The sequence below is a fragment of the Streptomyces sp. NPDC046862 genome (assembly GCF_040704615.1).
Lineage (GTDB): Bacteria > Actinomycetota > Actinomycetes > Streptomycetales > Streptomycetaceae > Streptomyces.
The window spans coordinates 111138-137938 of record NZ_JBEYXP010000023.1; the positions used below are offsets into that span (position 1 = coordinate 111138).

22 protein-coding genes and 1 pseudogene are annotated in these 26801 nt (G+C 70.2%); 13 read left to right on the forward strand and 10 right to left on the reverse strand.

The window, feature by feature from the left end; genetic code table 11:
• Nucleotides 1-92 precede the first annotated feature (92 nt).
• Nucleotides 93-1109, reverse strand: coding sequence for a LacI family DNA-binding transcriptional regulator (locus tag AB0959_RS25470; protein WP_366828847.1), 1017 nt, complete (start codon nt 1107-1109; stop codon nt 93-95).
• A gap of 355 nt (nt 1110-1464) precedes the next feature.
• Here AB0959_RS25470 and AB0959_RS25475 point away from each other — a divergent pair, with 355 nt between their 5' ends.
• The 6 genes and pseudogenes from AB0959_RS25475 (at nt 1465) to AB0959_RS25500 (ending at nt 8199) form a co-directional block, all read left to right on the forward strand.
• Entirely contained in the window at nt 1465-2226 is a 762-nt protein-coding gene (locus AB0959_RS25475; RefSeq protein ID WP_366828848.1) for a class I SAM-dependent methyltransferase, read from the forward strand.
• A gap of 258 nt (nt 2227-2484) precedes the next feature.
• Complete coding sequence (locus tag AB0959_RS25480; RefSeq protein ID WP_366828849.1) at nt 2485-3978, forward strand: ABC transporter substrate-binding protein; 1494 nt, start codon at nt 2485-2487, stop codon at nt 3976-3978.
• 15 nt (nt 3979-3993) lie between these two features.
• Entirely contained in the window at nt 3994-4920 is a 927-nt protein-coding gene (locus tag AB0959_RS25485) for an ABC transporter permease (RefSeq protein WP_366828850.1), read from the forward strand.
• 29 nt (nt 4921-4949) lie between these two features.
• Nucleotides 4950-5753 (forward strand): annotated as a pseudogene (locus AB0959_RS25490) (ABC transporter permease); the annotation flags it as partial.
• A 456-nt stretch (nt 5754-6209) separates the two neighbouring features.
• Nucleotides 6210-7175 (forward strand): ABC transporter ATP-binding protein, encoded by a 966-nt coding sequence (locus AB0959_RS25495; protein WP_366828906.1) that lies wholly within the window; start codon nt 6210-6212, stop codon nt 7173-7175.
• Complete coding sequence (locus AB0959_RS25500) at nt 7168-8199, forward strand: oligopeptide/dipeptide ABC transporter ATP-binding protein (RefSeq protein ID WP_366828851.1); 1032 nt, start codon at nt 7168-7170, stop codon at nt 8197-8199. Before AB0959_RS25495 ends, AB0959_RS25500 begins: the two co-directional genes overlap by 8 nt.
• 42 nt (nt 8200-8241) lie before the next feature.
• On the opposite strand, the gene AB0959_RS25505 is transcribed toward AB0959_RS25500, so the two are convergent.
• The 7 genes from AB0959_RS25505 to AB0959_RS25535 form a co-directional block, all read right to left on the reverse strand.
• Entirely contained in the window at nt 8242-8880 is a 639-nt protein-coding gene (locus tag AB0959_RS25505; RefSeq protein WP_366828852.1) for a hypothetical protein, read from the reverse strand.
• A gap of 394 nt (nt 8881-9274) precedes the next feature.
• Complete coding sequence (locus AB0959_RS25510) at nt 9275-10672, reverse strand: cation:dicarboxylase symporter family transporter (RefSeq protein ID WP_366828853.1); 1398 nt, start codon at nt 10670-10672, stop codon at nt 9275-9277.
• Nucleotides 10673-10820: 148 nt separating this feature from the next.
• A complete protein-coding gene (locus AB0959_RS25515) occupies nt 10821-11999 on the reverse strand; it encodes a sugar ABC transporter permease (RefSeq protein ID WP_366828907.1) in 1179 nt (392 codons plus the stop codon).
• Between the two features lie 98 nt (nt 12000-12097).
• Nucleotides 12098-12871: an ATP-binding cassette domain-containing protein gene (locus AB0959_RS25520; protein ID WP_366828854.1), complete on the reverse strand. Its 774-nt coding sequence runs from the start codon at nt 12869-12871 to the stop codon at nt 12098-12100.
• 52 nt (nt 12872-12923) lie between these two features.
• Nucleotides 12924-14015: a substrate-binding domain-containing protein gene (locus tag AB0959_RS25525; RefSeq protein ID WP_366828855.1), complete on the reverse strand. Its 1092-nt coding sequence runs from the start codon at nt 14013-14015 to the stop codon at nt 12924-12926.
• Nucleotides 14016-14313: 298 nt separating this feature from the next.
• On the reverse strand, nt 14314-15015 hold the full coding sequence (locus AB0959_RS25530; RefSeq protein ID WP_366828856.1) for a response regulator transcription factor: 702 nt from the start codon (nt 15013-15015) through the stop codon (nt 14314-14316).
• Complete coding sequence (locus AB0959_RS25535; RefSeq protein WP_366828857.1) at nt 15012-16490, reverse strand: histidine kinase; 1479 nt, start codon at nt 16488-16490, stop codon at nt 15012-15014. The genes AB0959_RS25530 and AB0959_RS25535 overlap by 4 nt, the downstream gene beginning before the upstream one ends.
• 164 nt (nt 16491-16654) lie before the next feature.
• Between AB0959_RS25535 and AB0959_RS25540 the strand changes: the two genes are divergently transcribed.
• Nucleotides 16655-18046, forward strand: coding sequence for an alpha/beta hydrolase (locus tag AB0959_RS25540; protein WP_366828858.1), 1392 nt, complete (start codon nt 16655-16657; stop codon nt 18044-18046).
• A gap of 9 nt (nt 18047-18055) precedes the next feature.
• On the opposite strand, the gene AB0959_RS25545 is transcribed toward AB0959_RS25540, so the two are convergent.
• Together AB0959_RS25545 and AB0959_RS25550 are read right to left on the reverse strand one after the other, a co-directional pair.
• Nucleotides 18056-18634, reverse strand: a complete 579-nt coding sequence (locus AB0959_RS25545) for a hypothetical protein (RefSeq protein ID WP_366828859.1) — start codon at nt 18632-18634, stop codon at nt 18056-18058.
• A complete protein-coding gene (locus AB0959_RS25550) occupies nt 18631-18879 on the reverse strand; it encodes a helix-turn-helix transcriptional regulator (protein ID WP_152771042.1) in 249 nt (82 codons plus the stop codon). Before AB0959_RS25550 ends, AB0959_RS25545 begins: the two co-directional genes overlap by 4 nt.
• Before the next feature lie 121 nt (nt 18880-19000).
• On the opposite strand from AB0959_RS25550, the gene AB0959_RS25555 reads away from it, so the two are divergent.
• From AB0959_RS25555 to AB0959_RS25580, 6 genes are all read left to right on the forward strand, one after another.
• Nucleotides 19001-19219, forward strand: coding sequence for a hypothetical protein (locus AB0959_RS25555; protein WP_366828860.1), 219 nt, complete (start codon nt 19001-19003; stop codon nt 19217-19219).
• 200 nt (nt 19220-19419) lie between these two features.
• Nucleotides 19420-22290, forward strand: coding sequence for an ABC transporter substrate-binding protein (locus tag AB0959_RS25560; protein WP_366828861.1), 2871 nt, complete (start codon nt 19420-19422; stop codon nt 22288-22290).
• Between the two features lie 243 nt (nt 22291-22533).
• Entirely contained in the window at nt 22534-23667 is a 1134-nt protein-coding gene (locus AB0959_RS25565) for an ABC transporter substrate-binding protein (protein WP_366828862.1), read from the forward strand.
• 42 nt (nt 23668-23709) lie between these two features.
• Nucleotides 23710-24492 (forward strand): ABC transporter ATP-binding protein, encoded by a 783-nt coding sequence (locus tag AB0959_RS25570; RefSeq protein ID WP_366828863.1) that lies wholly within the window; start codon nt 23710-23712, stop codon nt 24490-24492.
• Complete coding sequence (locus AB0959_RS25575; protein ID WP_366828864.1) at nt 24489-25283, forward strand: ABC transporter permease; 795 nt, start codon at nt 24489-24491, stop codon at nt 25281-25283. The genes AB0959_RS25570 and AB0959_RS25575 overlap by 4 nt, the downstream gene beginning before the upstream one ends.
• A gap of 35 nt (nt 25284-25318) precedes the next feature.
• Nucleotides 25319-26788 (forward strand): dihydroorotase family protein, encoded by a 1470-nt coding sequence (locus AB0959_RS25580; protein ID WP_366828865.1) that lies wholly within the window; start codon nt 25319-25321, stop codon nt 26786-26788.
• Nucleotides 26789-26801 lie beyond the last annotated feature (13 nt).

A 26801-nucleotide genomic window follows, 5' to 3' on the forward strand; every position in this document is an offset into this window, starting at 1 on the left:
CGACCAAAAACCGATGCCCCGCATAGGCTTCGCCTATACGAAGCGCCGCGGGAACGCTGCCTCGACGCGCCCGTCTCAGCGCGGCCGCCGTCTCAGCGTGGCCGCAGCTCCCCGGAGCCGCGGGGAATGAGCCGGGTGGGAATCTCGGCGGAGCGGGCCCGGGAGCGGTCGCCGTCCAGTCGGGACAGCGCGATCGTCGCGGCCGCGGCGCCCATGGCCGCCGGGTCCTGGGCGACCACGGTGAGGGCGGGTTCGAGGACCCCGGCGAGCGGAATGTCGTCGAAGCCGACGAGCGCGACGTCCTTGCGGCCGGCCCGGGCAAGGCCGACGACGGCCCCCATGGACGCGAAGTTGTTCGCCGCGAGCAGCGCGGTGGGCGGGTCCGTCAGGGCGAGCAGGCGCTCGGTCTCCTCGGCCGCCGCCTGCGCGTCGTGGCCGCCCGCCACCAGCGCCTTGTCGTACGGCAGTCCGGCCGCGGCGAGGGCGTCACGGTAGCCCCGCAAGCGCATCCGGCGGGTGTAGAGGGCTGCGGGCGTGTCGCCGATGAAGCCGATCCTGCGGTGGCCGTGCCGGATCAGGTGCGCGACACCCTCCCGCGCTCCCCCGCGGTTGGAGCTGAGCACGCTGTCCGCGGTCAGTCCGGTTCCTGGGCGGTCGAGGAAGACCACGGGCAGCCCGGCGGAGCGTTCGGCCTTGAGATAGCCGTGGTCGGCGCTCGGGGTCGGCGCCATGAGCAGGGCACCGACCCGGCGGGCCAGGAACGTGCCGACCAGCGAGCGTTCGCGCTCGGCGTCCTGCGCGGACGAACCGATGAGCAGGGTGAGGCCCCGGCCGTGGGTCACCGACTCGATCCCGCTCACCACCGTGGCGAAGAACGGGTTGCTCATGTCCGGCACGACCAGCCCGATGGCACTGTCACTCTTGCCGAGCCGCATGTGTCGCGCCATCAGGTTGGGCCGGAAGCCGAGCCGCTGTACGGCCTCCATCACCCGCTCACGGGTCTCGGTGGAGACCGGACCGTCGTCGTTGAGCACGCGCGACACGGTCTTGGCGCTGACGCCGACCTCCTGCGCCACATCACTGAGCGTGGGGCGGCGGGCCACAGGCATGGTCAAATCCCCTCAATTGCGACAGCGAGGGCGATTCCTCCCGCCCATGCCGCCGGCGACAGCTGTCGTTCCGTGCTCCGCGAGGTCCGGCACCTTGGCGACCTCCACGTCTGCGACGACAGTACCTGTGCCGATGACCTCGCCCTGGAGGGCACCCACCATGATCGAGGCCACCTGGGAGTCACCGCCATGAACCCCTCCCAACACCGAACAAGGACACGGATTTTGCCGAAATGATCGAGTTTGTCCGTGATCGAGGAGGGGGAGGGCACCGGCAGGCTCACCGCTCCGGCCGAGGGCATCGCAGGGCCGGGGCGTGGGCCACGACGTCACCCACCACCCGAAAGGCCCTCCCATGAGCGAATCCCACCCGCCCCTGCCCTGGGACACCGCGCAGGCGGCCGACGCCTACCGGGACCGCGACATGAGGCTCGCCCGTGAGCTGATCTTCCCGGCAGTGCTGCGGCGCCTCGGCCCGGCGGACGCCACCGGCCAGGTCGTCCTCGACGTCGGCTGCGGAACCGGGGCCCTCGCCGCACACCTGGCCGAAGTCCGCGGCTGCACCGTGCAGGGAATCGACCCCTCCTCCTCCATGCTGGAGATCGCCCGCGCCGACCGGCCCCATCCTCTGGTCGACTACCGGCTGTTCGACGGCAGGTCCCTGCACTGGATCGCGGACGACGCCGTCGACGCGGTCGTCTGCTGCCTGGTCTACTGCACCGACCCGGACGACCACAGACTCGCGGATCTGACCCGCGAGATCCACCGCGTACTGCGCCCCGGCGCGCCGTTCGTCCTCGCCGACCTGAATCCGCAGGCGACCGGCGAGGCCTTCTCCACTCTTCGCTACGGCGAGCCGGGAGCCGACTACGCCGACGGGGACACCGTCCCCACCACACTGCGGAGGCTGAGCGGAACGACCGTCACCACAGCCTGCCACTACCGCTCCCTCACGCACTACGAAGCACTCCTCACAGAGGCCGGCTTCACCTCGCCGGACCTCGACCTGCCGCTCATGCCGCACGGCGACGAGAGCAGCGCACAAGGGCCCGCCGAGACCCGCGTCGCGCCGTACATGGTCCTCACCGCGCACGCCGGAAAGGGGTCAGGCCGGTAAGGGACCCCACGCGCGCCACAACGAACACGCAGGTTCTGCTGCGCGCATCTTGACGCGTTCACGTCGCTGACTTGAAACTGTCTGCGTCCACATATCTAAACGCTGTTTTCCCTTGTGGACTTTTGCCCTTGGTCCGGCTCGTACCTCGAACAGCGCGGAGGCACAGTGGCGGTGGCGGTGACGGGTTCAGGTTCAGGTTTAGTACGCACTCGTTCGTTCGTCCGCCGCCGGGGGCGAGCGGCGGGCGCGTTCACGTCCGTGGTCGTTCTTCTCGCGGTCTCCGGCTGCTCGGTCGCCGGCGCCGACCCCATAGGTGAGGGACCGGGCACCTTGCGGATCGTCCTGCCCGAGGAACCACCGACTCTTGAACCCTGTGACGCCTCGCTCACCGCCACCGGCCGGGTGACGCGCGCCAACATCACGGAGGCCCTGACCGAGCGCGATCCGGTCACGGGAGAGCTGGAACAGGCGCTGGCCACCAAGTGGACGCGTACATCGGCCACTTCATGGACGTTCACACTTCGCGAGGGCGTCACGTTCCATGACGGTTCGCCGTTCACGGCCGAGGACGCCGCGTTCTCCATCAAGCGCGCCACGGACTCCGACATCGAGTGCAACGTCGACGGATACATCTTCGCGGACACCGAAGTCACGGCAACTACCGTGGATGACAAAACGCTTGAGGTCTCCACGCGGAAACCGGACCCGATCCTCCCCCTGCGCCTGTCCTTCGTCGAGATCGTGCCGACGAGCACGGACCCAGCGGCCCGGGTGCGCAAGCCGATCGGTACCGGGCCGTACCGGATCGGCGAGTGGAGCCAGGGCCGCTTCCTGCGGCTGAAGCGTTTCCCCGGGTACTGGGGCGAGGCCCCCGACTTCGCCGCCGCCAAGTACGTGTGGCGGGCGGAGGGCAGCGTGCGCGCGGCCATGGTCACCAACAACGAGGCGGACGTCGCGATCGGGCTCGCGCCCGAGGACGGGGCGGGTGACCGGGCGGTCGAGTACACCACCAACGAGGTCTCCTACCTCCGGATCGACGCCACCAAGGCGCCCCTCGACGACATCCGGATCCGCCGCGCCATCAACTACGCCATCGACCGGGAAGGCCTGGTCACGGCCGTCTTCGCGGGCCGGCCGAGCGGGCAGCTCGTGTCGAAGGGCGTCACCGGGTACAACCCGCGCGTCCGGCCGTGGCCGTACGACCCCGAACGCGCCAGGAAGCTGGTCGCCGAGGCCCGCGCCGACGGCGTCCCGACCGACACCACCATCACCATCATCGGCCGCAACGGCATCTACCCGAAGGCCGCCGAGGCGATGGAGGTGGTGCAGGACGGCCTGCTGAAGGCCGGGCTGAACGTCAGGATCAAGATGCTCGACGTCAACGCCTGGCTGGAGTACCTGCTGCGCCCCTTCCCCCGGGGCACGGGCCCCACCCTCCTCCAGGCGCAGCACGGCAACCAGGCCGGGGACGCCGCGTTCACCATGGGACAGATCTACGGCAGCAAGGGCGCCCAGAGCAGCTACGGCACCCGCGGGCTCGACGCGTCGATCACGAAGGCGCAGCTGGCCTCGGGCGACGAGCGGCAGAAGGCGTTCGCGGACGCGTTCGCCGAGCAGAACGACGAGGTCGTACGGGACGCCGTGATGGCCAACATGACCGGCATCCTGGCCCTCTCCCCGAACGTCCGTTACCGGCCGGACTCGGCCACCAATGACGAGATGCGGCTCGCCGACATGCGACGCGCGGACTGAGGGAGGAGCGGACCGATGTTCACCATGCTGCGCCGTCGCGCGGTCTCCAGCGTCATCCCCCTGCTCGTGGTGGTCCTCGGGGTGTTCTTCCTCGCCCGCCTCACCGGAGATCCCGCCAATCTGTACCTTCCGCTCAGCGCGACACCCGAGATGAGGGCCGAGTTCGCCGCCCGCAACGGCTTCGACGAGCCGCTGGTCACCCAGTTCGGTGACTATCTCGCCCAGGTCGCCAACCTCGACTTCGGCGAGTCGCTGCGCACCGCCCAGCCGGCCGGTGAGGCGGTGCTGCGGGCCTTCCCCGCCACGCTCCAGCTGGCGGGGTGGACGATGCTGCTCGCCATCGTGGGTGCCGTGGTGATCGGCAGCCTGGCCGCGTACCGTCCCAACTCGGTGACCGACCGGGTCGCGAGCTTCCTGTCCTCGACGGCCGCCAGCGTCCCCGACTTCTGGTTCGCCATCATGGGCGTGCTGGTCTTCGCGGTGACATTGGGCTGGCTTCCCACCTCCGGCACGAGCGGCGCGTCGGCCTGGGTCCTGCCCGTGGCCACGCTCCTGATCCGCCCGTTCGGAGTGCTGGTCCAGGTCGTGCGCGGAGCCATGGTCTCGGCGCTGTCCGCCCCCTACGTCAAGGTGGCGCGGGCCAAGGGTGCCCGCGAGTCACGGGTGGTCTTCGGGCACGCCCTGCGCAACGCGGCCGCGCCCGCGCTCACCGTCGCGGGGGACCTGGCCGTCGGGCTGGTGAACGGGGCCGTCGTCGTCGAGACCATCTTCGGCTGGCCCGGCATCGGCAAGCTCATGATCGACTCGGTGCTGCAGCGGGACTTCGCGGTGCTCCAGGCCGCTGTGCTGCTGACCGCTCTCGTGATCTTCGCGCTCAACATCCTCGTGGACGTCAGCCACGCGCTCCTCGACCCGCGTGTGCGGCAGCGGGCGGCGGCATGAGTCAAGGAAGTGACATGCCCGAGAAAGACATGTCCCGGCACAGGTGGCCCGCTCTGCTCCTGCGGGACCGGTTCGCCTTCGCGGCGGCTCTGGTCCTTCTCGCCGTGGCGGTGTGCGCCGTACTCGGCCCTTACCTCATCGGTGACCTGGCCACGCGTCAGAACCTGCGTGATCCGGGCCGGCCGCCCTTCAGCCTGGACCACGGCTGGGCCTTCGTACTCGGCAGCGACTCCCTGGGCCGTCCCGTCGCCGCCCGGCTGATAGCTGCGGCCGGTACCACCCTGTCCGTGGCGGTGCCCGCCGTGCTGTGCTCACTCGCCGTCGGCTCGGTCTGGGGCATGTGGGCGGGCTATCACGGCGGTTGGCGCGAGAACGTGTCGCTGCGGATCGCCGACGTGATCCTCAGCTTCCCGTCCCTCCTGCTGGCCGTGGTCGTGCTGTACGTCTTCTCGCCGAGCGCCGTCGGCATCGTCGCGGTCCTCGCCGTCGCCCGGATCCCGGTGTACCTGCGCACCGCGCGGGCGGAATCCGCCGAGTTGCGCAGCCGGCTGTTCATGGACGCGGCCCGCACCTTCGGCACCGGCGGCTGGGCGAGCATCCGGCGCCATGTCGCTCCGACGGTCCTGCCGACCCTGCTCACCGTCGCAGCCCTCGACTTCTGCTTCGTGATGCTCACAGAGTCGTCGTTGAGCTTCCTGGGGATAGGTATCCAGCCGCCCGATGTGAGCTGGGGGCTGATGGTGGCTCAGGGGCGGCAGGAGTTGCAGAGCGCGTGGTGGATCGCGGTCTTCCCCGGGCTCGCCATCGTCATCACGACGGTGGCGGCGACGATCCTCGCCGCCTGGGCCCGGCTGTCGACCGACCCGGGGCAGCGATGGCGGCACGGTCTGCGGCGGAGCGGGCGGCCGTCACGCCGTCCTCGTCCGACGACCGGGGACGGCGCCACCCGCCCCGGCCCGACGACCACGGCCGAGGGGGAAACCGCGGCCCAACCACCTTCGGCCGAGGCGGGAACCGCGGCCGAGCCGACCCCGCCCGCGGCAGCGACCGCCACCGCCACCGCCACCGCCACCGCGAAGGCAGCCGGAACCCAGCCACCCGCAGCTGAACCGCCCCCGGCCGAGCGAGAGACCACAGCCCACCCGGCCCTCGCCAAGCCGAGCACCGGTGCCAAGCCGACCCCGCCCCCGACCGCGGCCGCGGCCCCCACCCCGACAAGGGCCACGCTCCAACGACCCGCGGGCGTCTCCCCGGCGCCGTCCGGCGACCCTGGCGTGCGGACGGACACCCTGGTCGTCGACGGCCTTTCCGTCGACGTCAGTACCGCCGCGGGACCCGTCCCTGTCGTACGCGGCGTGAGTTTCGCCGTGCGCTCGGGCGAGACGCTGGCCCTGTTGGGCGAGTCCGGATGCGGGAAGAGCATGACCGCTCACGCCGTCGCCGGTCTGCTCGATCCGGCCGCCGAAGTCGTCGGCGGACAGGCGCGGTTGGACGGCGACGACGTGCTGGCGCTCGGGCCCAGGGCCAGGCGCAGACTCGCGGGGCCCGGCCTGAGCATCGTCTTCCAGGACGCGCTCAGCGCGCTCAACCCGGTCCTCACGGTCGGGGCACAGCTGTCGGAACCGTTCCGTATCCACGAGAGGCTGTCCCGGCGTGCAGCGCGGGAGAAGGCCGTCGAGCTGATGGAGCGTGTCGGCATTCCCGAGGCGCGCTCCCGCGTGAGCGCGTACCCTCACCAGTTCTCCGGAGGCATGCGGCAGCGGCTGCTGATCGCGATGGCGGTCGCGCTGCGGCCGAAGGTGCTGCTCGCCGACGAACCCACGACGGCGCTCGACGTGACGGTGCAGGCCCAGATCATGGACCTCCTCGCCGAACTGCGGAGCGAGCAGCGCATGGCTCTGGTCCTCATCACCCACGACCTCGGGCTGGTCGCCGAGCACGCGGACCGGGTCGCCGTGATGTACGCGGGTACGGTCGTCGAGACCGGGCCGGTGGCCGACGTCTTCGGCAAACCCCACCACCCGTACACACGCGGCCTGTTGGAGTCCGTGCCGGCCGAACAGCACAAGGGCTCCCGCCTGGACTCGATTCCCGGTTCGCCTCCCGACCCGCGCTCCGTGCCCACCGGATGTGCCTTCCGTTCGCGCTGTCCGATGGCTCGCGAGGTGTGCTCCACTCACCGGCCGACGCAGGCCGGAACAGGAGCCGACCGCGCCGCCGCCTGTCACTTCGGGAAGGAACTGGCCGATGCCTGAGCCCGGGACGCTGCTGGAGGCCACGGGCCTGGTCAAGAGCTTCGCGGTACCGCGCACCGCGAAGGGCAGCACCAGGCTGCGCGCGGTCGACGGTGTGGACCTGCGTCTGGGACGCGGGGAGACGCTCGGCCTGGTCGGCGAGTCCGGGTGCGGCAAGTCCACGCTGGCCAGGATCCTGCTGATGCTGGAGCGTCCCGACGAGGGGGCCGTGCGTTTCGAGGGCGTGGACCCGTTCACCTTGTCGGGTGCGAAGCTGCTCGCCTGGCGTCGCAAGGTGCAGATGGTCTTCCAGGACCCGTTCGGTTCGCTCAACCCCCGGATGTGTGCGACGGATCTGATCAGCGAGCCCTGGCTGACCCACCGCGGGCTCGTACCTGCCCCGAAGCGGGCCGCGCGTGTGGCCGAGTTGCTGGAGATGGTCGGGCTGCGCGCCTCCGACGCGCGCCGCTATCCGCAGGAGTTCTCGGGTGGACAGCGGCAACGCATCGGGATCGCCCGCGCCCTGGCGCTGGAGCCGGATGTCATCGTGTGCGACGAGCCCGTCTCCGCGCTGGATCTGTCCGTGCAGGCTCAGGTGCTCAATCTGCTGGGCGACCTGCGGGACGAGCTGGGACTGTCGTACGTGTTCATCTCGCACGACCTGTCCGTGGTACGGCACGTGGCCGACCGCGTCTCGGTGATGTACCTCGGCAGGATCGCCGAGTCGGGCCCGGCGGAGGAGGTTTTCGACCGGCCGAACCACCCGTACACGGCGGCGCTTCTCTCGGCGGCCCCCTCGGTGACCGCCCGGGTCGAGGCGAAGAAGGAGCGCATTGTGCTCAGGGGCGAGATCCCCTCGCCGGCCGACCCACCGTCCGGGTGCCGGTTCCGGACCCGCTGCTGGCGTGCGGAGGACGTGTGCGCCGAAGCGGTCCCCGTCCACCCGCGCGGGGCGCTGCCGCACACGGCGGCCTGCCACTTCCCTCTTCAGGAGACACCGACGGCCGCTCAAAGCCACCTGGAAGGACGGCATGGTTCCACGTAGTCCGGGGGCGGCGGCTGCCACCCCCGGACATGGCCCTGGGACTTACAAACCGTCACGCACCATGGCGGCGACGATCTGGACGTGGCGGTCGGCCGCCGTGTTCGAGAACTCGTTGTCGTAGTTCAGGCCGTACGGCCAGAAGTGCCCACCACCGGTGGAGATCTTGGCGGCCGAACCATCGAACTGCCTGACGAGTGCCGTGGCCTGCGCGCCGGTCCAGGTACCGTTGCCGCCGAGGCGGGACCAGCCCGCACTCGTGCCCACGCCGATGGTGTGGGCGATCTCGTGGAGGGCGGTTCTCTCCGTCATGTAGCTGCGGTTGCCGAAGCGGATGGTCCCGTTGATGTTGCCGTCAGCTGTGGGGACGCTCGGGTCGTAGCGGACGGTGATGCTCTTGCCCAGGTCGCTGAGATTGTTGTACCGCGCCACGCCGGCGTTCATGGCCGCCGTGATGAGGTTGTACGCCGTCTGCTGGTCCTGGGTGGGGTTGCTCGCCCGCTCGAGGGTCCAGGTGATGGTGGCCGCCGCCACCTGTTCCTGGGACACGGGTGCGGCCTGCGGGGCGGCCTGCGCGACGCCGGGCCCGGCCAGCGCGGCGGCTGCCAGCGTGGCCACGACCGCCCTGTTGCGCCAGGGTATGGTCCTTCGCTCGGTGCGCTTCGGCGCCCGTCGTGAACTCATTGGGGGGTTCCTCCTGTGGGGGGCATTTGGGGGAATCAGGAATCGCATTTCCGAGCAGAACCGCACGCGCCGTTCGAGATATGGAACAGATATGGAACAGGTATGGAACAGGCCTGATGTCGGCGAGGGACAAAGGGTGCGCGCTTTCTGAATTCCCGCAGCAGGAAGCCGCGTGTCGAACGAAATGTCCAAGCGACTCCGATAACCCGATGCCCGCAAGTATCCAGCCGCGAAGTGTGGCGTCAAGAGGCCCCGCGCGAACAACTCCCCATCGAAAAGGGCGATTTCATTTCTCTGCCCCATTCATCCCGGCGACGGTGCCGCGTACGACGAGGCGGGGCGTGAGGGGGAGAGAACGGCCCCGTGCCCGGCGACCGGACACGGGGCCGTCGTGTTACGGCAGGGACTCCGTCCGGGGCTCCCCGGAGCTCTTGGTATCAACGGAGCTCTTGGAATCACCGGAGCTCTGCGTACGCGGGTCGTCGTCATCGGGAACGAAGGGGATGTCGCCGCCCAGAACCTTCTTGGCGCGCACCATGTCCAGGGCACCCTCCCAGCGGGAGACCGCGAAGACCGCGACGCAGTTGCCGAGCAGGTTCGTGGCGACGCGCATCGAGTCCATGATGCGGTCCACGCCGAGCAGCAGGGCGACGGCACCCGCCGGGATGACACCGAGGGCGGACGCGGTGGCGGACAGGGCGAGGAAGGCCGATCCGGGCACGCCCGCCATGCCCTTGCTGGTCAGCATCAGCATCAGGACCACCGTGATCTGCTGGCCCAGGCTGAGGTCCACGCCGACCGCCTGCGCGATGAACAGCGTGGCGATGGAGAGGTAGATCGAGGCGCCGTCGAGGTTGAAGGAGTAGCCGGTGGGCAGCACCAGGCCCACGGCGTCGTCGCGGGCGCCCGCCTGGCGCAGCTTCTGCATCATGCGCGGCATGACGGTCTCACTGGAGGCCGTGCCCAGCGCGAGCAGCATCTCCTCCCGTGTGTAGCGCACGAACTTCCACAGGCTCAGTCCGGTGACGGCCTTGAGGGCGACGGCGAGGAGGGCGAGGAACAGGAGCGCCACGGCGTAACAGACGCCGATCAGCTTGCCGTAGGTCGACATCACGCCGAGCCCGTACTCGCCGACCAGGTGGGCGGTGGCACCGAACACCGCGAGGGGCGCCAGCCGCATGACGAAGCCGACGACGGTGAAGACGATGTCCTGGACCTGCTCGACGGCGGGCAGGATCGCGGGCACCTTAGTGTGGCCCAGGTGCAGCAGCGCGGCGCCGACGAGGCAGGCGAGGACCAGCACCTGGAGCAGCGAGTTCTCGGCGAACGCGCCGACGGCGCTGTCGGGAAGCGCGTGGAGGACGAACTCACTCGTCGAGGGCAGTTCGCCGCCGCCGGTCTTGGCGGCCACGGCGGAGGAGTCGAGCTTCGAGGCATCCACGTTCATACCGGCGCCCGGCTGGACCAGGTTGGCGGCGACCAGCCCGATGAGCAGGGCGAAGGTGGTCGCGACCTCGAACCAGATCAGGGCCTTCAACCCGATCCGCCCGAACGCTCTGAGGTTTCCGGCCTTGGCGATTCCGGTGACGACGACGCAGAACACCAAGGGTGCGATGACCGCCTTGATGAGCCGTACGAATCCGTCGCCGAGCGGCTGGACGGCTGTGCCCACACCGGGCCACAGCCGTCCGACCAGGACTCCGAGTAGGAGCGCGCAGGTGACCTGGATGAACAGCGACGTGCGCAGCAGACGTGCGGCACGTCGCAGGGGGGACGGTATGGATGGCGGCACGGGCACCCCTCCTAGCAACTTCTGCGATGCGGAAACTCACTTCCGAATCGCGTCATTGCGTCACTATGGCCCACGAGTCGATCCGGCAGAAGACGAGAAGCAGACCGAGCCCAAATCTTGGATCTTCATCCAAACCACGTGCTCGGGTTCAGGCGCGGCCGTGTGCTTCCTGGGACCGCCGGGCGAAGGAGTCGATGACCACCGCGGCGAACAGGACGCCACCGGTGATCATGAACTGGACGGCGACCGGGGTGTCCGTGATCGCCATGCCCGAGGCGACCGACTCGATGACCAGCATGCCGAGGACCGCGGACCAGGTCGTACCGCGTCCGCCGAACAGACTGGTGCCGCCGATGACCGCCGCCGCGATGGCGTTCAGCAACAGGACACCGGAGCCGGAGGCCTGGCTCACCGAGGTGATCCGGGAGGCCAGGAACAGTCCGCCGACCGCCGCCATCGTGCCCGAGACGGCGAGTACCGCCGTCTGCACGCGGATCACCCTGAGGCTGGCACGGCGGGCCGCCTCGACGCCGCCGCCGAGTGCGTAGACCTGCCGCCCGTAGTGCGTGCGACGCAGGACCACGTCCAAGGCTGCGACCACGACGAGGAAGATCAGGAAGGCCAGGGGCAGGCCCTGGAACCGGTTGAGCACGAACGCGGCGGCGAACGCGACCACCGCGAGCACTCCCGTGCGCATCCCGATCTCGAGCAGCGAACGGTGCGGCATGCCGACCGCCTTGCGGCGTTGCCTGTCCCGGTAGGACGTCAGGAAGACCAGGCCCGCCCCGATCGCCGCCACACCGTAGGCGGCGCTGTCGTGGTTGAAGTAGTAGCTGGTCAGGTCGGCTACGAGGCCGTTCTCGTCGAGATTGATGGTGCCGCTGGTGCCCAGGATGTAGAGCATCAGGCCGTTCCAGGTCAGCAGCCCCGCGAGCGTGACGACGAACGCGGGCACGCGCGTTCTCGCGAACGAGAAGCCCTGGATGGCCCCCACGACGGTACCCGTGAGCACCGCGACGATGAGCGCGAGCCATTCCGGCACACCGTTGTTCACGTTCAGCACGGCGAAGACGGCCGCCGCGAGACCGCTGACGGAGCCGACCGACAGGTCGAGCTGGCCGATGAGCAGCACGAAGACGATACCGACCGCGATCAGACCCGTACCGACGATGTCCACGCTGAGGTTCGAGAGGTTGCGCGGTGAGAGGAAGTTGTCGTTGAGGGACTGAAAGACGATCCAGACCGCGATGAGAACGACGACGACCGGGAGCGAACCCAGTTCGCCGACGCTCAGCCTGAGCCGGAAGGCGGCGGCCCGGCTCTCCAGGGTGTCGGCGACGCGCCGCCCACGGTGCGGCCGACGGGCCCGCGTACTGGAGGTGTCGGGGCCGGCCGGGGATTCGTCCGCCGTTCGGCGTCTCTCCTTCACCACTCCTCCTCCCGGGAAGCCGTACGGCGGGGCACGTTCTCCGTGGCGCCGGTGATGGAGGAAATGATCTGCTCCTGGGACACGGTGTTCACGTCGAAGAACCCGTTGTTGCGGCCGAGTCGCAGGACGGCGGCCCGGTCCGCGAGTGCCTTGACGTCACCCATGTTGTGGCTGATCAGCAGCACCCCCAGGCCCCGCTCGCGCAGCCGGTCGACGAGGTCCAGGACCTCGTTGGTCTGCCGGATGCCCAAGGAGGCGGTCGGTTCGTCCAGAAGGAGTACACGGGGCTCGCCGAGGAGCGAGCGGGCGATGGCGACCGTCTGCCGCTGGCCGCTGGACAGCGAGACGACCGGAGCCCGCAGATCGGGGACACCCGTCGCCAGGTGGTCCAGCAGCTCCCGGGTGCGGCGTTCCATCTCCACCTCGTCGAGGAACCCGAACCTGCGGATCTCCCGGCCGAGGAAGAGGTTGCCGACGACGTCGAGGTTCCCGCACAGCGCGAGGTCCTGGTAGACGGTGGCGATGCCGAGGTCCCGGGCGTCGTGGGGGCGCCTGATCTGCACCGCCCGGCCCTCCCACTCGATGACGCCCTTGTCCGCCGGGGCGACGCCCGAGATCACCTTCACCAGGGTGGACTTTCCCGCCCCGTTGTCGCCCAGAAGCGCGACGACCTGGCCGGCGCGCACCTCCAGCTCGATGTCGTTGAGCACCTGGACGACGCCGAAGCGCTTGCACACGCCGCGCAGCGCCAGCAGGGGTGGAGGCGGCACGGGCATCTCCTTCCCGACTTCCCGACGCGGGCCCGGTCGATGGGGCACCGGGTTATCCGGTGAGTCCGGCCCTCTCGCAGGCCGCCCTCAGCTGCGGGGTACAGATCTGCGGGACCGTGTACACGCCCTCCTTCACCAGCGTGTCCTTGATCGTGCCGGCGGTCACCGACACCGGGGTGAGCAGAACGGCGGGCACCGTCTTGCCGGTGCTGGCACGCACCGAGTCCTTCGCGATGCTGTTGAGACTCTCCCCGCGGGCCGCTGCCACGGCCATGGCGGCGCCGGCCTTGGCCTCGGGCGCGAAGGGTTTGTAGACCGTCATGTACTGGTCGCCGGCGACGATGCGTCGTACGGCGCCCAGTTCGGCGTCCTGCCCGGTGACCGGCGGCAGCGGGCTGACCTTGTTCGCCCTGAGCGCGGAGATGCTGCCGGCGGCGAGGCCGTCGTTGGCCGCGTAGACGCCGTCGATGTTGTCCGCGCCGAGGGCGGAGATCGCCGAGGACATGTTCATGTTGGCGACCTCGGCCCGCCAGCCGGGTGTGTCGTACGCCTTGCCGATCTTGACCTTGTCACTGAGCACGGACAGCGCGCCCTTCTTGAAGGCGATCGCGTTGGGGTCGTTGGGGTCGCCGTTCATCATGACGATCTGGCCGCCGTCGGACTTGTCACCCATGGCCTGGAGGAGCGCCCGGCCCTGGAGTCTGCCGACCTCCTCGCCGTCGAAGGTGACGTAGCCCGAGATCGGGCCCTCCGCGAGGCGGTCGTAGGCGATCACCGGGATGTTCGCCTGCTGTGCCTTCTGGACCGCGGCGCCGAGCGATCTCGCGTCCACCGCCACGAGTACCATCGCGTCGACTCCCCTGGTGATCATGGAGTCCACCTGTTGCTGCTGCGTGGCCACATCACCCTTGGCGTTGGCGTGCTCGACCGTGCAGCCGTCGCACAGCTCCTTGATCTCCTTCTCGATGAGGGGCTTGTCCTGCGTCTCCCAGCGAGCCGTCGTGGCGTCCGGCAACAGCAGACCGATGCGCGTGTCGCTCCCGCCGCCGGAGCCGCCGCCCCCGCCCTGTCCGCAGTCCGCGAGTGCGACGGCCGCCGACACCGCGACGACGGCGACGGCAGCGTCGCGAATACGGGTCTTCATCCGAGAGACCTCCTCTGTCCTTCCCCGGAAGGCGAGGCACGACCAGACGCCTCAGGGGCGGAGTACCGGCAGGACGCCGCAGCGCCGGCAAGGAGGAACCCTGGCAGGACCGCCAGGCAGACAGCACCGGTGCGGGCACCGGACGCGGTGTGCCGGAAACGTACCGCCCGGAAGCGGTAAGACGGCCACCTGGTAAGTGTGTCACCCACCGCGGTGACCTGCGAGCGGGCAGGTCACGCGCCTGTTCCCGGTGTGCGGTACGCGGCACGGGGCGCGGCGCGCGGCGCGCGGGAGACGATCAAGGCTGTGCGTCGGCGGCCGGCGAGGCCTCCTCGTCCCCCGTGGGGCTGACGAGCCCTGTCCGGTAGGCGGCGATGACGGCCTGGACGCGGTCGCGGAGCCCGAGTTTGGCGAGGATGCGGGCGACGTGGGTCTTGACGGTGGTCTCGGCCAGATGGAGGTGGCCGGCGAGTTCGGCGTTGCTCAGGCCCTGGGCCAGCAGCCGCAGGACTTCCAGTTCCCGTGGGGTCAGTGCGGACAGGTCGCGGTGGGCCGCGGCGGCGCGGGGGTCCTGACGGGCGAACCGTTCGACGAGACGGCGGGTGATGGCCGGGGCAAGCAGCGCGTCACCGAACCGGATCATGCGGACGGCGGCGACGAGGTGCTCGGGAGTGATGTCCTTGAGGAGGAAACCGGCTGCCCCGGCGGACAGGGCCGCGTAGACGTACCGGTCGAGGTCGAACGTCGTCAGCATGATCACTCGGGGTTCGTGACCCGCACCGGTCAGGATGCGCCGGGTGGCTTCCAGACCGTCCAGTTCCGGCATGCGGATATCCATCAGGACCACGTCGGGCCGGGTGCGCCGAACCGCGTCGACGGCTTCCGTGCCGTTCGTCGCCTCAGCCACCACGTCGATGCCGTCGGCCGTGAGGATCATCCGGAAGCCGGTGCGGACCAGCGCCTGGTCGTCGGCGATCACCACGCGCGGTGAGCCGGTCACGAGACCTCCAGAGGGACGAGTGCGGTGACGCGGTAACCGCCGACGCGGTGCGGCCCCGTGTGCAGGGTTCCGCCGTAGACGGCGAGGCGCTCACGCAGGCCGATCAGCCCGCGTCCGGTTCCGGTGGCACCGGTGACGGACGGCTTACGGGGCACCGGCGTACCCGGTGTACCCGGTGTGCCTGATGTGCCAGGAGTGCCGGTGTCGGTGACGCCCACTCGGAGGTGGTCGGCGGCGTAGTCGACGGTGACCGCCGCGCTCGCGCCCGGGGCGTGCTTGACCGTGTTGGTCAGTGCCTCCTGCACCACCCGGTAGGCGGCCAGTTCGACGCCGGGCGGCAGCGGACGCACCGGACCGGTCACGGTCAGCTCGACCGGCATCCCGGTGTCGCGCACCCGCGCGACGAGTGTCTCCAGCTGGTCCAGGCCGGGCTGGGGCGCCAGATCCACCATGCCTTCCAGGCTGCCTTCCGCCCCGGCCGAAGCTGCGGGATGTGGCGGCTCCGCGAGGTCCGGGCCGTCGGGGTCGCCGGGGCCGCCGTGGCGGTGCGTGGTGAGCAGTCCCATGACATGCCGCAGTTCTGTCATCGCCGCCCGGCCGCCGGCCTCGACCGCGAGGAGCGCCTCGCGGGCCTGGTCGGGATGGGCGTCCATGACCTTGCGGGCGGCGCCGGCCTGGATGACCATCACGCTGACGTTGTGCGTCACCACGTCGTGCAGTTCGCGGGCGATCCTGGCGCGTTCGTCTTCGACCGCGCGGCGCAGCGCCTCGGCCCGCTCCCGTTCCATCACGGACAGCCGTCTGTGGCCCTCGTCGGTCCTGAGCTTCCAGGTGCGCAGACCGTTGGCCGCCACGACGATCGGCACCAGGATGAGGTAGGGGGCGTACTGGTCCGGGACCGTGGGCAGCGCCGAGTCGGTGCCGACCAGGAGCACGGCGACGGCGAGGCTCGCCAGTGTCGGCACGCGATGGGGGCTGTAGGCCGCGGCACTGTACGCCGCGACGACACAGGCGTAGAAGGTGAGCCGCGGCGCGTCGTGCGGCGTCACCATGACGGCGGCCAGCACGATCCAGAGGACCGCGAGCGGGTACCGGCGCCGCAGCGCCAAGGGTGCCGCGGCGACGACCCCAATGATCACCGGGACGATCCACTCGCCAGGCGTGGGCGCGGGCCGGTCTCCGCGGTCGACGACGGCGGTCATGTTGTCGAGTACGTAGTAGACGGCGCCGATGCCGACGGCCAGCGCGACTGCCGCGTCGAAGACCTGGCCGCGCCGGGTGGGCCGGGACGCCGGGCCGGTCGGGCGCGTCAGCAGTGCGACCCACTGCCCCGGTCGGCCCGATCGGTCCGGTCCGCGCCACCTCCTCACCCGGTCCCATACGACTTGCTCCCGCTGTAAGTCCGCCCTTGGCACGGTCGTCACCGGCTCATTCTCTCCGACGTCGCGGACGGCGACATCCCTCCCGATGGTCATCGCGAGCACCCGGGACACATCGATCGACTACATCGCGGGGATGACGCCGGCCGGTGTCCTCCGGACGCGTCAGCCGAAGCCGTCCCGACGACCGACGCGCCCGGTCCGGTCCCGCTCCTAGCGTCCAGGGGACCGGAGTTGACGACCGAAGGAGAGAGACGACCATGACCGCACCGCCGACCCGCCCGGCCGCCGTGAGCCACGGAGGCAGGAGCCACGACGACGGGAGCACGGCCCCGGGCAGCCCACCGCCAACGCCGCGGTACCGGATGCCGCGCCGAGGACTTGCCGCCGTCCTCGGACTCCTCGTCGCGGCGGCGTGCCCGCCCGCCTCCGCGGCAGGCGCCCCCCTCCCAGGCGCCTCCACCACAGGCATCTCCACCGCGGGCGGTACCGCCTCGGACGCCTCCGCCGCGGGCGGTTTCGTCTCAGCCGGTTCCGCCGCACGCCTGTCCACCGACGCGTCGGCCGGCCAGAGCGACACGCCGTACCTGCCCAGACCCACCGGACGGCACCCGGTCGGCAGGACGTTCCTCCATCTGACGGACACTTCCCGACCCGACCCGTGGGTCCCCGACCGGAACGCACGGGAGCTCATGGTCTCCCTGTGGTACCCGGCGGAGCCGTCGGACGGCGGGCGGGCCCCGTACATGACACCGACGGAGTCCGAGCTCCTCCTGCGGGACGGCGGCATCACCGGCGTACCACTCGACGCGCTGAGCACGACCCGAACCAACGCGGTCAGCGAGGCGCGGCCCGCGGGACGCCGGCACAGTCTGCCCCTGGTCGTGCTCTCGCCCGGCTTCACCAAACCCCGCGCGACGCTCACCACGCTGGCCGAGGAGCTGGCGAGCAGGGGCTACGTGGTGGCCGGAGTCGATCACACGTACGAGAACGTCGCCACGACCTTCCCCGACGGGCGAGTCACCACCTGCGCCGCCTGCGAGGTCGACCATGACAAGGCGTTCTGGCAGAAGCTCGTGGCGGGCCGGGCAGCCGACGTGTCCTTCGTGCTCGACGAACTGACGGGACCGCGCCCCCAGTGGACGGGCACTCGGCTGATCGACCCTCGCCGGATCGCGATGGTGGGCCACTCGGTCGGCGGTGCGAGTGCCGGCGCCGCCATGGTGGCCGACTCCCGGATACGCGCCGGGATCGACATCGACGGCACCACCGAACTGCCGCTCCCCGACAGCGGTCTGTCGCGGCCGTTCCTGTTCCTGGGCCGGCAGTCGGTCTACACCCCGGGAGCCGGCGGCCCGGCCGCCGCCTGGGAGCGCGACTGGGAGCACCTGACCGGCTGGAAGCGCTGGCTCGTGGTCGCCGGCGCCGAGCACGCCTCCTTCACCGACGTCGGACTCCTCGCGGAACAGCTCGGCCTCGACATCGGCGCGACCCTGCCGGCCTCCCGGGCAGCCCGGATCACCCGCCGCTACGCCGGGGCCTTCCTCGATCTGCACCTCCGGAACAGGCCTCAGCCGCTGCTGGACCAGCCGTCTCCGCGCTACCCCGAGGTCGGGTTCTGCTCCGTGGCGACCCTGACCTGCGGACACTGAACGCCCGCATCAGGAAACGCTCGGCTGCGGCCGGCCCGCGGGCCCCTTGTCGTCGAGTTCGTCCAGCTCGTCAACCTCGTCGAGCGGCTCGTTCCGAGCCATGAGCCCGGCCACCCACAACGGCATCAGCCAATGCGGCACGAGGACCGCGACGAGAAGGGGCGCCGCGTACGCGGTGAGCGCGTCGCCCCCGATCGCGCCCGCGATCAGCAGGGCGGCCACGGCCGCGCCCAGCAGCAGGGTCATCGCCCTGTGGGAAACGGCCAGGACTCGCCTGCGTTCGGCCGACTGCCGCTCGTCCAGGGCGTGTTCGCGCAGTTCCAGCAGGCCTCGGGTGGCACCGTTGATCACTCCGGTGACGACCATCCACGGCAGGAACAGCACCGCCATCACGACGCCAGCCCACAAGGGCTCCGCCTTCGCGAGGTAGAAGTGGGCCAACAGCGCCCCGATGGCGACGGTGAGCGCGACATGCGCGGCCACGGCCAGGCGTCGGCGCGCGGCCGTGGCGTACAGAGGCCGCCCCCTGGGGTCGTTCATCAGCCTCAGCATGCTGCGGTCGTAGCGGGTCATCCGCGTCGTCGTCATGGCTGTTTCCTCCCGTAGACCTCGTCGGTGAGCGGCCGGAATGGTTCGAGGGAGAACAGCGCCTCCACCGGCAACCCGAAGTACTTCGCGATCTTCAGGGCCAGGTCGAGGCTCGGGTTGTACTGCCCCCGTTCGATGTAGCCGATGGTCTGGTAGTGCGCCCCCACGGCCTCGGCCAGGCTCTGACGCGACACCTTCCGTTCGGCGCGCACCATCGCCAACCTGTTGTGCACCTGCTCGCTCATGTATAAGAAGTACTACATGCCAGAAGAGAACTGCAATCTCCGTGGCCGCGATCCGGCCGCCGCCCCACTCGCCTGGGGCTGTGGAACTGCGGGGCGACCCGTTCCGGTGCATGGTGGTGGCATGGACAGCCGTGCCCCTGTGGTGGTGCTGCCGCCCTCACCGGACGGTGGGCGGCAGGTGACGATCCATGGCGAGGACGCGGGCACCGCGTACAGCCTGTTCGACGTGCTGGACCTCCTGCACGGCGCCGACCTGCCCACCGAGGACAAGGCCATCGACGACCCCGAACTGATCGAGTGGCGCGGCGGCGGACCGTACGACTGGAACGGCGCCGCCTGACGCCCGAACCTGTCGTTTCGTCAGTCCCGTTGTCGTTTCGTCGCCCCTGAGTTCGTTTAGTGCACGGAGGTACGAGGGAAAGCACTTCTGTCCCACAGGAAGTCGGTTGAGCTTGCCGGTGGGCGAAGTGAACGGGGGGAACGGACGTGCGCAACGGGGATCGTGACAGACTACCGACCTGCTCGGCGGATCATCCCGGGATGTCGACCGAGGGCGGGATCGAGGTCCAGCGGCAGCTGGAGACGCTCATCAGTGACTTTCGGACCACCAGTGAGCCACCCATGCCTGTCGTGGTCCTGCACTCCGAGGAGGCAGCCGACGACAGCCAGGTCACCGGGCTCGTCGGCGAACTGCACAACGGGCAGAACGCGCACGGGACGCGCTGTGCGGTCGCGCCGACGGCACAGGAGGGTTCGACGGAGGTCCTGCGGGCCGCACGTCTCGTACGGGATCTCGGCGACCCGAAGCAGTGGGGCGGCCGGCACTCGATCTACCGGCGGTACGCCTTCCCCCGTGTCCGGCTCGTGCACGCCATCGAGGACGCCGTCCGCGCTCTGGGGGCCGACTGGCCCGGCCCGGGCACCGGGTCCGCGCCCCCGGAGACCGGGCACGATCCCGCGCAGGCCCTGCTGAACCAGCTGGCCAAACAGCGGTGGCGTCCCGAGGGGACCGCCCGCTGGCACTCGGGGCTGCCCATGTTCGACATGGCGCACATCCTGCCGGCCAGCCTGGTGACGGTCCTCGCCGCGCTCCTCGCCCGAAGCGACTGGTACATGGCCGTGGCGTCCGGCGTCGGCTTCCTGCTGCTGCTGGCGGTGCTCAACTACGTACTGCCCGGGCGCGCGCCGATCTTCCTGTGGCTGCGCCGGGAGAGCCGCTGGTTCATGACCACGACCTTCCTCAGGGCGGCCGCCCAGGACCGTCCCACCGAGGTGTCGCTGCTGCGGCCGGTCCGCTCCTGGAAGGCGATCGCGGCGCGTGCGTACGACGTGGCGGAGGCGCTGAAGGCGGGCCACGAGTTCCAGCTGCAGCTCTACGTACTGGCCCTGTTCGAGGACCTGCGGGACAACCACCGTCGCCGGAGCTGGGATCTGCGCGGCTTCAAACGCCTGCGGCCGCCCATGCTGTTCGTGCCGCAGGCCGGCCCGGACAACGGCGGCCTTGAGCTGATCAAGGCGGTCAGCGACGTGCGCAGCCGCCGCAGCGAACTGGACCCGCTGCTCCTCGTCGCGGCCGTACGCGCCACCGACGTACGGCGGTTGGAGCGCAGTGTCGTCCAGGGCGTGCACGCCGGCGGTCCCGACCAGGGCTTCCAGGCCCGGTTGCGGGGCTGGTACGACGAGTGGGCGCGGAACCTGCGCGCGGAGCAGTCGCCGAGCCGCGAACGGGCGGTTCTGCCCTGGGTGTTGAAGATCCCGCTCCCTCAGGACGAACTGAGACCGCTCCCGGACCGGCAGCGGCACTGCGTGAAGGCCGCCACACGGCCCACCGTCGCCCGCGTGGTGTGGGCCCTGCACACGCTCGCCCTGGTGCTGGTCCTGACCGTCGCGACCGCCGCCTGGCGCACCGAGAGGCTCTCCGACGAATACTGCTCGGCGTCCGTACTGACCGCCAACCGCGACACGGAGCGCAGACCCGCACCGGACGGCGGCACCGAGTGCATAGGGATCGCGACGGGTGACGTGCGCTTCTCCGACTGGCTGCCGCACGGCACCGGGGAGACCGGCGCCAAGGCGCTGTCCGACGGACACGGGGCGCCCTGGTCCGTCGGCGAGGTCGAAGGGCGTATCGCCAAGGAGAACGACGAGGTCCTCGCCAAGCACCCGGACCGCTACGTCACCGTGGTGTACGCGGGCCCGCTCAGCGCCGACCCCGACGGTGGCTCCTCGCCGGTGAAGGGTCTTGAGGAACTGGCGGGCGTGTACCTGGCGCAGGCCGTTATCAACGACACCTTCACGGTGAAGCTGCGCGTCCTGGTCGCCAACGGGGGCGTGGATCTGCACCACCAGACCGACATGGCCGACGCCATAGCCGCCTACGCGGCGAAGGACCCGACGGTGGTGGGGGTGGTCGGCACCGGACGGGACCTGAAGTCCAGTACGGCGACGACGCGCAGGCTCCAGAACGCGGGGCTGCCCGTCGTGTCCGGGACGAACTCCGCGACCTACCTGCCGCGCGACTTCGCCAACTGGTTCAGCCTGGCCGCCACGGACGAATGGCAGTCCGCTCAACTCGGCCTTATAGCACAGCAGTTGCGCACACCCGGCAGAACGCAGTACGCCCTCGTACTGGCCCGCGACACGAAGAGGACCGACGACCGCTACACCACCGAACAGGCGCGCTACGGCGGTGCGATGCTCGACAAGTACGGCTTCACGCCCCTGCGCGAGCGCCGCTACACCCTCAACGGCGGCAAGCCCGAGTTCCGTCTGCACACCGAGAAGATCTGCCGTGGCGGCCGCGTACCGTCCGTGATCTACTTCGCGGGCCGTGTCGAGGACGTCGATCCCCTGATGACCCAGCTCGGCACGGAACCCGGCTGCGCGCGCAAGAAGATGTCCGTCATCACGGGCGACGACCTCTCCAAGGCCGACTTCTCCCAGGGCGAGGACGCGGTGGCCCCGAACGTGACGCTGTACCACGCCGCGCTCGCCGAGCTGCAGGAGGCGGCCTCCGGGACGCGGTTCTACGAGGACGCCCGGAAGTACCTCCCGGGGCTCGGCGAGCAGCCCGTCCGCTACGACACGCCCGCGTTCGCCAGCGGCCAGACGGCCCTGTCCCACGACGCGACGCGCGCTCTGTACTGGGCGGCCACCCGTGACGGCGTCCCGCAGAGCCGGGCGGCGACCTGGGTGAACCTCAGAACGGTCAAGCTTCAGGGCATGGCCACGGGCACGATCGACTTCACCGACGCACCGCTCTACGGCGACAGGAAGGGCCACAGCATCGTCCTGAGGGAGGTCTGGCGCGCCGACGACGGGGCCTCGAAGTCGCGTGTCGTGTGCAGAAGGGTGGCCGGCGACGCGCGTGCGCTGACCGAGAAGGAGTGCGCCATCAAGCGCCGCGGCTGAGCCGCGCCCCACAACAATGCCGGGTGCACCGAGGAGTCGTTCTTCCGCGTCCGGTCCGCCTCCGACATTCTGGAGGCCTGCCGCCGGGCCGGCCGACGTCTCCCGGCGGCTCGTCGACGAGCGCCGCGAGGGCGTACGGCCCGACGACTGAGCGAGCAGCGCGACAGCACCGTGATCCATGCCGGTCTCGTCCCCATCGCTGAACAGCGCGTCAATGCCACCTGGTCCATCGGATCGAAAGAGGTGCCCGACTTGAAGCACGCCCTGCGACTCGGCGTCAGTGCCGCCGTCCTTGCCGTCCTCGCCCCGCTCTCCGCCTGCGGGGACGGGGATTCCTCGCCCTCGCCGTCCTCCAGAGACGAGTTAGGCGGCCGGGCGACACTCGACCTGGCCATCGCCTCGGCCGTCGTCGCTCCCAAGGAGGAGGTCGCCACGTACGCGGTGGGCGACGCCGAGGGCTACTTCGCCGAGGAGAAGCTCAAGGTCGACGTGATCAGCACCGACGGTTCCGTCGCCGCGGTCCAGGCCGTCGCCTCGGGCAGCGCCGACATCACACCGGCCGACGCGGGAGCCGTCCTCGCCGCGCGGGAGAAGGGCGTCCCCGTCACAGCCATCGGCGGCCTGGTGCGGAACTGGCCGTGGCGCATGGCGGTCCGGCCGGACAGCGAGATCAAGACCCCTGCCGACCTCAAGGGGAAGAAGATCGGGGTCATCAGCCTCGCCTCCGGCTCGGCCATCTACGCGCGGGCCTACGCCGACGACGCCGGCCTGGACGCGGCCAAGGACATCGAGCTGCTGCCGGTCGGGGTGGGCGCGCAGGCCCTGTCCGCGCTTCAGGACGGCAAGGTCGACGTGCTCGCACTGTTCACGCAGGCGTACACCACGATCGAGAACACCGGCGCGACGTTTCGCTACCTCGCCAACTCCGATGCCTTCGAGGGCATCCGCTCCCTGACGTTCGCGGTGACCGAGAGGACGCTGAAGGAGAAGAAGGACGTACTGACGCGCTACCTGCGCGCCTCGTACAAGGCGCTGCTCTTCTCCGCCGTCAACCCCGAGGCCGCGATGCGCGACGGCTACGAGGTCTTCCCGCGGCTGCTGACGGGCAAGAAGGCCGACGACCGGATCGGCGACGACAGCAAGAGCCTCGACGCCTGGATCAGGACCGCCGTTCCCGCCGCCGGTGAGCCCGAGAGCTTCAAGGACTGGGGCGCGATCAGCGACGCCGAGTGGAACAAGACGGCTGCCTACACCAAGGCGTCCGGCCAGGTCACCAAGGACGTCGATGTCGCGGAACTGTGGGACGACAGTCTGCTCCGGGACGCGAACGACTTCGACAGCGCGGCGGTGATCGAGAAGGCGAAGGCCGCCAAGTAGCGAGCGACCGGACGCCACCTGCAGGGAGGTCAGGAAGCCGTCATGGACGAAGACCGCTGGATCGAGGTCGACGGACTGCACAAGATCTACCGGCCGCGCAGGTCCCCGCCGACCCACGCGCTCTCGGACATCACCCTCACCGTCCGGCACGGTGAGTTCGTCTCGGTGGTCGGGCCCTCGGGGTGCGGCAAGACGACCTTGCTGAAGATCCTCGCCGGGCTCGTCCCCAGGAGCGAGGGCACGGTCCGTGTCGCGGGCCGCGACGTCACGGGGCCACTGCCCGAGGTGGGCATGGTCTTCCAGGCGCCCACCCTTCTTCCGTGGCGCACGATTCTGCAGAACGTGATGGTGCCGGTGGAGGTACGGGGGCTCGGCACCCGACCGTACCGGGAGCGTGCCGAGAGACTGCTCGGCATGGTCGGCCTCGACGGCTTCGAGGGCAAGTACCCCCATGAGCTCAGCGGCGGGATGCAGCAACGTGCCGGGATCTGCCGGGCCCTGGTGCACGACCCGGCCGTGCTGCTGATGGACGAGCCCTTCGGCGCGCTCGACGCCCTCACCCGCGAGCACATGAACGTCGAACTGCTGCGGATCTGGCGGGAGAGCGGCCAGACGATCGTGTTCGTCACCCACTCGATCCCCGAGGCGGTCTTCCTCTCCGACCGGGTGGTGGTCCTCAGTCCCCGTCCCGGCCGGGTCGCGGAGATCGTCGGGATCAACCTGGAACGCCCGCGGGCACTCGGCGTCATGGCCTCGGACCGTGCCGGGGCCCATGTGGAGCGGATCCGCGGGCACTTCGCCGCGGCCGGAGTGTTCGACTCATGAAGCGGCTCCGTGTGGATCCGAGGGAGCGCCCCGAACTGCTGCTCGTTCCCGCAGTGTTCGTGGTCGTCGTCCTGGTCTGGGAGTTCGCGGTCCCCGCCTTCGGTATCGACGACTACGTGCTGCCGCGCCCCTCCCAGATCCTCGCCGCGCTGCGCACGCAGCTGTCCGATCCGTTGTTCTGGGGCCATCTGAAGGTCACGGTGTTGGAGTCGCTGTACGGCTTCCTGCTGGGCGTGGGGGCGGCGCTGGTGCTGGGCACCGCGATCTCGCAGGTACGGCTGATCGAGCGCACCTTCATGCCGTACGTCGTCGCCTTCCAGACGGTGCCCAAGGTGGCGCTGGCGCCGCTGTTCGTCGTGTGGTTCGGCTTCGGGATGACGAGCAAGGTCGTCATGGCGGCGGTGATCTCGTTCTTCCCGGTGCTGGTCAACGTGATCGAGGGGCTGCGCTCGGCCGATGCCGACCGTATCGAGATGCTCACCGTGTTCGGCGCCAACAGGTTCCAGGTGTTCAGGATGGTGCGGCTGCCGAGCGCGCTCCCCTTCATCTTCGCCGGTCTCGACATCGGGATCGTCTTCTCGATCCTCGGTGCCGTCGTCGGCGAGTTCATCGGGGCGAAGGAGGGCCTGGGATACCTCCTGCTGCAGACCAACTACAACTTCGACATCGCCGGGATGTTCGCCGTGCTGGTGGTGCTCTCCGTACTGGGGCTGATCGCCCACTTCGTCATCCGGTTCGCCCAGAAGCGCCTCGTCTTCTGGGCCGAGGAGAACCGGGTGTCCGGCGCATGAGGACTTCAGGATCAGACGAGAGGCAGGAGGCCCGTGTGACCGAGTACGACCTGGTGATGAAGGACGCCCGCGTCGTCAGCCACGACCATGACGACCCCAGGACCGCGGACATCGCCGTCAGCGGCGGGCGCGTCGCCGCCGTGGCTCCCGGCATCGCCGAGGCCGGCGCGCGTCGTGTGGTCGACGCCGGCGGCAGGCTGGCGTTCCCCGGTGTCGTGGACGCCCACCAGCACTGGGGGATCTACAACCCGCTGGCCGAGGACGCGGTCACCGAGAGCCGGGCGTGCGCGCAGGGCGGGGTGACCACCGCCCTGACCTACATGCGAACCGGACGGTACTACCTCAACAAGGGCGGTGCGTACGCCGACTTCTTCCCCGAGGTGCTGGCAGCCGCCTCCGGCCGCGCCCACATCGACTACGCCTTCCACCTCGCGCCGATATCGCGCGGCCACATAGCCGAGATCCCCGACCTGGTCGAGCGGTTCGGCGTCACGTCGTTCAAGGTCTTCATGTTCTACGGCAGTCACGGGCTGCACGGCAGGTCCGCCGACCAGAACGCGTTCCTGATGATCCCCGAGGACGAGCGGTACGACTACGCGCACTTCGAGTTCGTCATGCGCGGGGTGCAGGCGGCCCGCGAGAGGTTCCCCGGCCTCGCCGACGAGATCTCGCTGTCCCTGCACTGCGAGACCGCCGAGATCATGACCGCTTACACCAAGCTGGTCGAGGAGGCGGGCGAACTGACCGGGCTCGCGGCCTACAGCGCCTCCCGGCCGCAGCACTCCGAGGGGCTCGCGGTCTCCATCGCCTCCTACCTGGCACACGAGACCGGGTTGCCGACCGTCAACCTGCTGCACCTGTCGTCCCGCAAGGCGGTCGACGCGGCCGTGCGGATGAGCCGGGCGTTCCCCCACATCGACTTCCGCCGCGAGGTCACCGTCGGGCATCTGCTCGCCGACATCACCACCGCGCACGGTCTCGGCGGCAAGGTCAACCCGCCGCTGCGGCCGCGCGACGACGTCGAGGCGCTGTGGGAGTACGTGCTCGACGGCACCGTCGACTGGGTCGTCAGCGACCACGCGTGCTGCCGCGAGGAGGTGAAGTTCGGCGAGCCCAAGGACGACGTCTTCCTCGCCCGGTCCGGGTTCGGTGGCGCCGAGTACCTCCTGCCCGGAGTGATCACCGAGGGCACGAAACGGGGCCTGCCCCTGGGCCGGATCGCCGCGCTGACGTCCTGGAACCCGGCCCGGCGCTACGGGCTGCGCACCAAGGGGGCCATCGCGCCCGGCTTCGACGCCGACATCACGCTGGTCGATCCGGGCCACACCTGGACCGTGCGGGCCGCGGAGTCGGAGTCGACACAGGAGTACACCCCCTTCGAGGGCTTCGAGTTGACCGCCCGGGTCACCGACACCTTCCTGAGGGGCCACCAGGTCCTGCGCGCGGGGAAGCTCGTCGGTGAGCCCGTCGGGGTCTATCTGCACCGCCCGACCCACGGCTCCTAGGCGGTGTCCGTTC

Bases quoted from the DNA above. Each gene is read 5' to 3' on its own strand.
- AB0959_RS25545 (WP_366828859.1), bottom strand. From the start codon at position 18,634: ATGACGACGACGCGGATGACCCGCTACGACCGCAGCATGCTGAGGCTG.
- AB0959_RS25540 (WP_366828858.1), top strand. From the start codon at position 16,655: ATGACCGCACCGCCGACCCGCCCGGCCGCCGTGAGCCACGGAGGCAGG.
- AB0959_RS25560 (WP_366828861.1), top strand. From the start codon at position 19,420: ATGTCGACCGAGGGCGGGATCGAGGTCCAGCGGCAGCTGGAGACGCTC.
- AB0959_RS25470 (WP_366828847.1), bottom strand. From the start codon at position 1,109: ATGCCTGTGGCCCGCCGCCCCACGCTCAGTGATGTGGCGCAGGAGGTC.
- AB0959_RS25505 (WP_366828852.1), bottom strand. From the start codon at position 8,880: ATGAGTTCACGACGGGCGCCGAAGCGCACCGAGCGAAGGACCATACCC.
- AB0959_RS25570 (WP_366828863.1), top strand. From the start codon at position 23,710: ATGGACGAAGACCGCTGGATCGAGGTCGACGGACTGCACAAGATCTAC.
- AB0959_RS25535 (WP_366828857.1), bottom strand. From the start codon at position 16,490: ATGACCATCGGGAGGGATGTCGCCGTCCGCGACGTCGGAGAGAATGAG.
- AB0959_RS25555 (WP_366828860.1), top strand. From the start codon at position 19,001: ATGGACAGCCGTGCCCCTGTGGTGGTGCTGCCGCCCTCACCGGACGGT.
- AB0959_RS25575 (WP_366828864.1), top strand. From the start codon at position 24,489: ATGAAGCGGCTCCGTGTGGATCCGAGGGAGCGCCCCGAACTGCTGCTC.
- AB0959_RS25550 (WP_152771042.1), bottom strand. From the start codon at position 18,879: ATGAGCGAGCAGGTGCACAACAGGTTGGCGATGGTGCGCGCCGAACGG.
- AB0959_RS25475 (WP_366828848.1), top strand. From the start codon at position 1,465: ATGAGCGAATCCCACCCGCCCCTGCCCTGGGACACCGCGCAGGCGGCC.
- AB0959_RS25485 (WP_366828850.1), top strand. From the start codon at position 3,994: ATGTTCACCATGCTGCGCCGTCGCGCGGTCTCCAGCGTCATCCCCCTG.
- AB0959_RS25500 (WP_366828851.1), top strand. From the start codon at position 7,168: ATGCCTGAGCCCGGGACGCTGCTGGAGGCCACGGGCCTGGTCAAGAGC.
- AB0959_RS25525 (WP_366828855.1), bottom strand. From the start codon at position 14,015: ATGAAGACCCGTATTCGCGACGCTGCCGTCGCCGTCGTCGCGGTGTCG.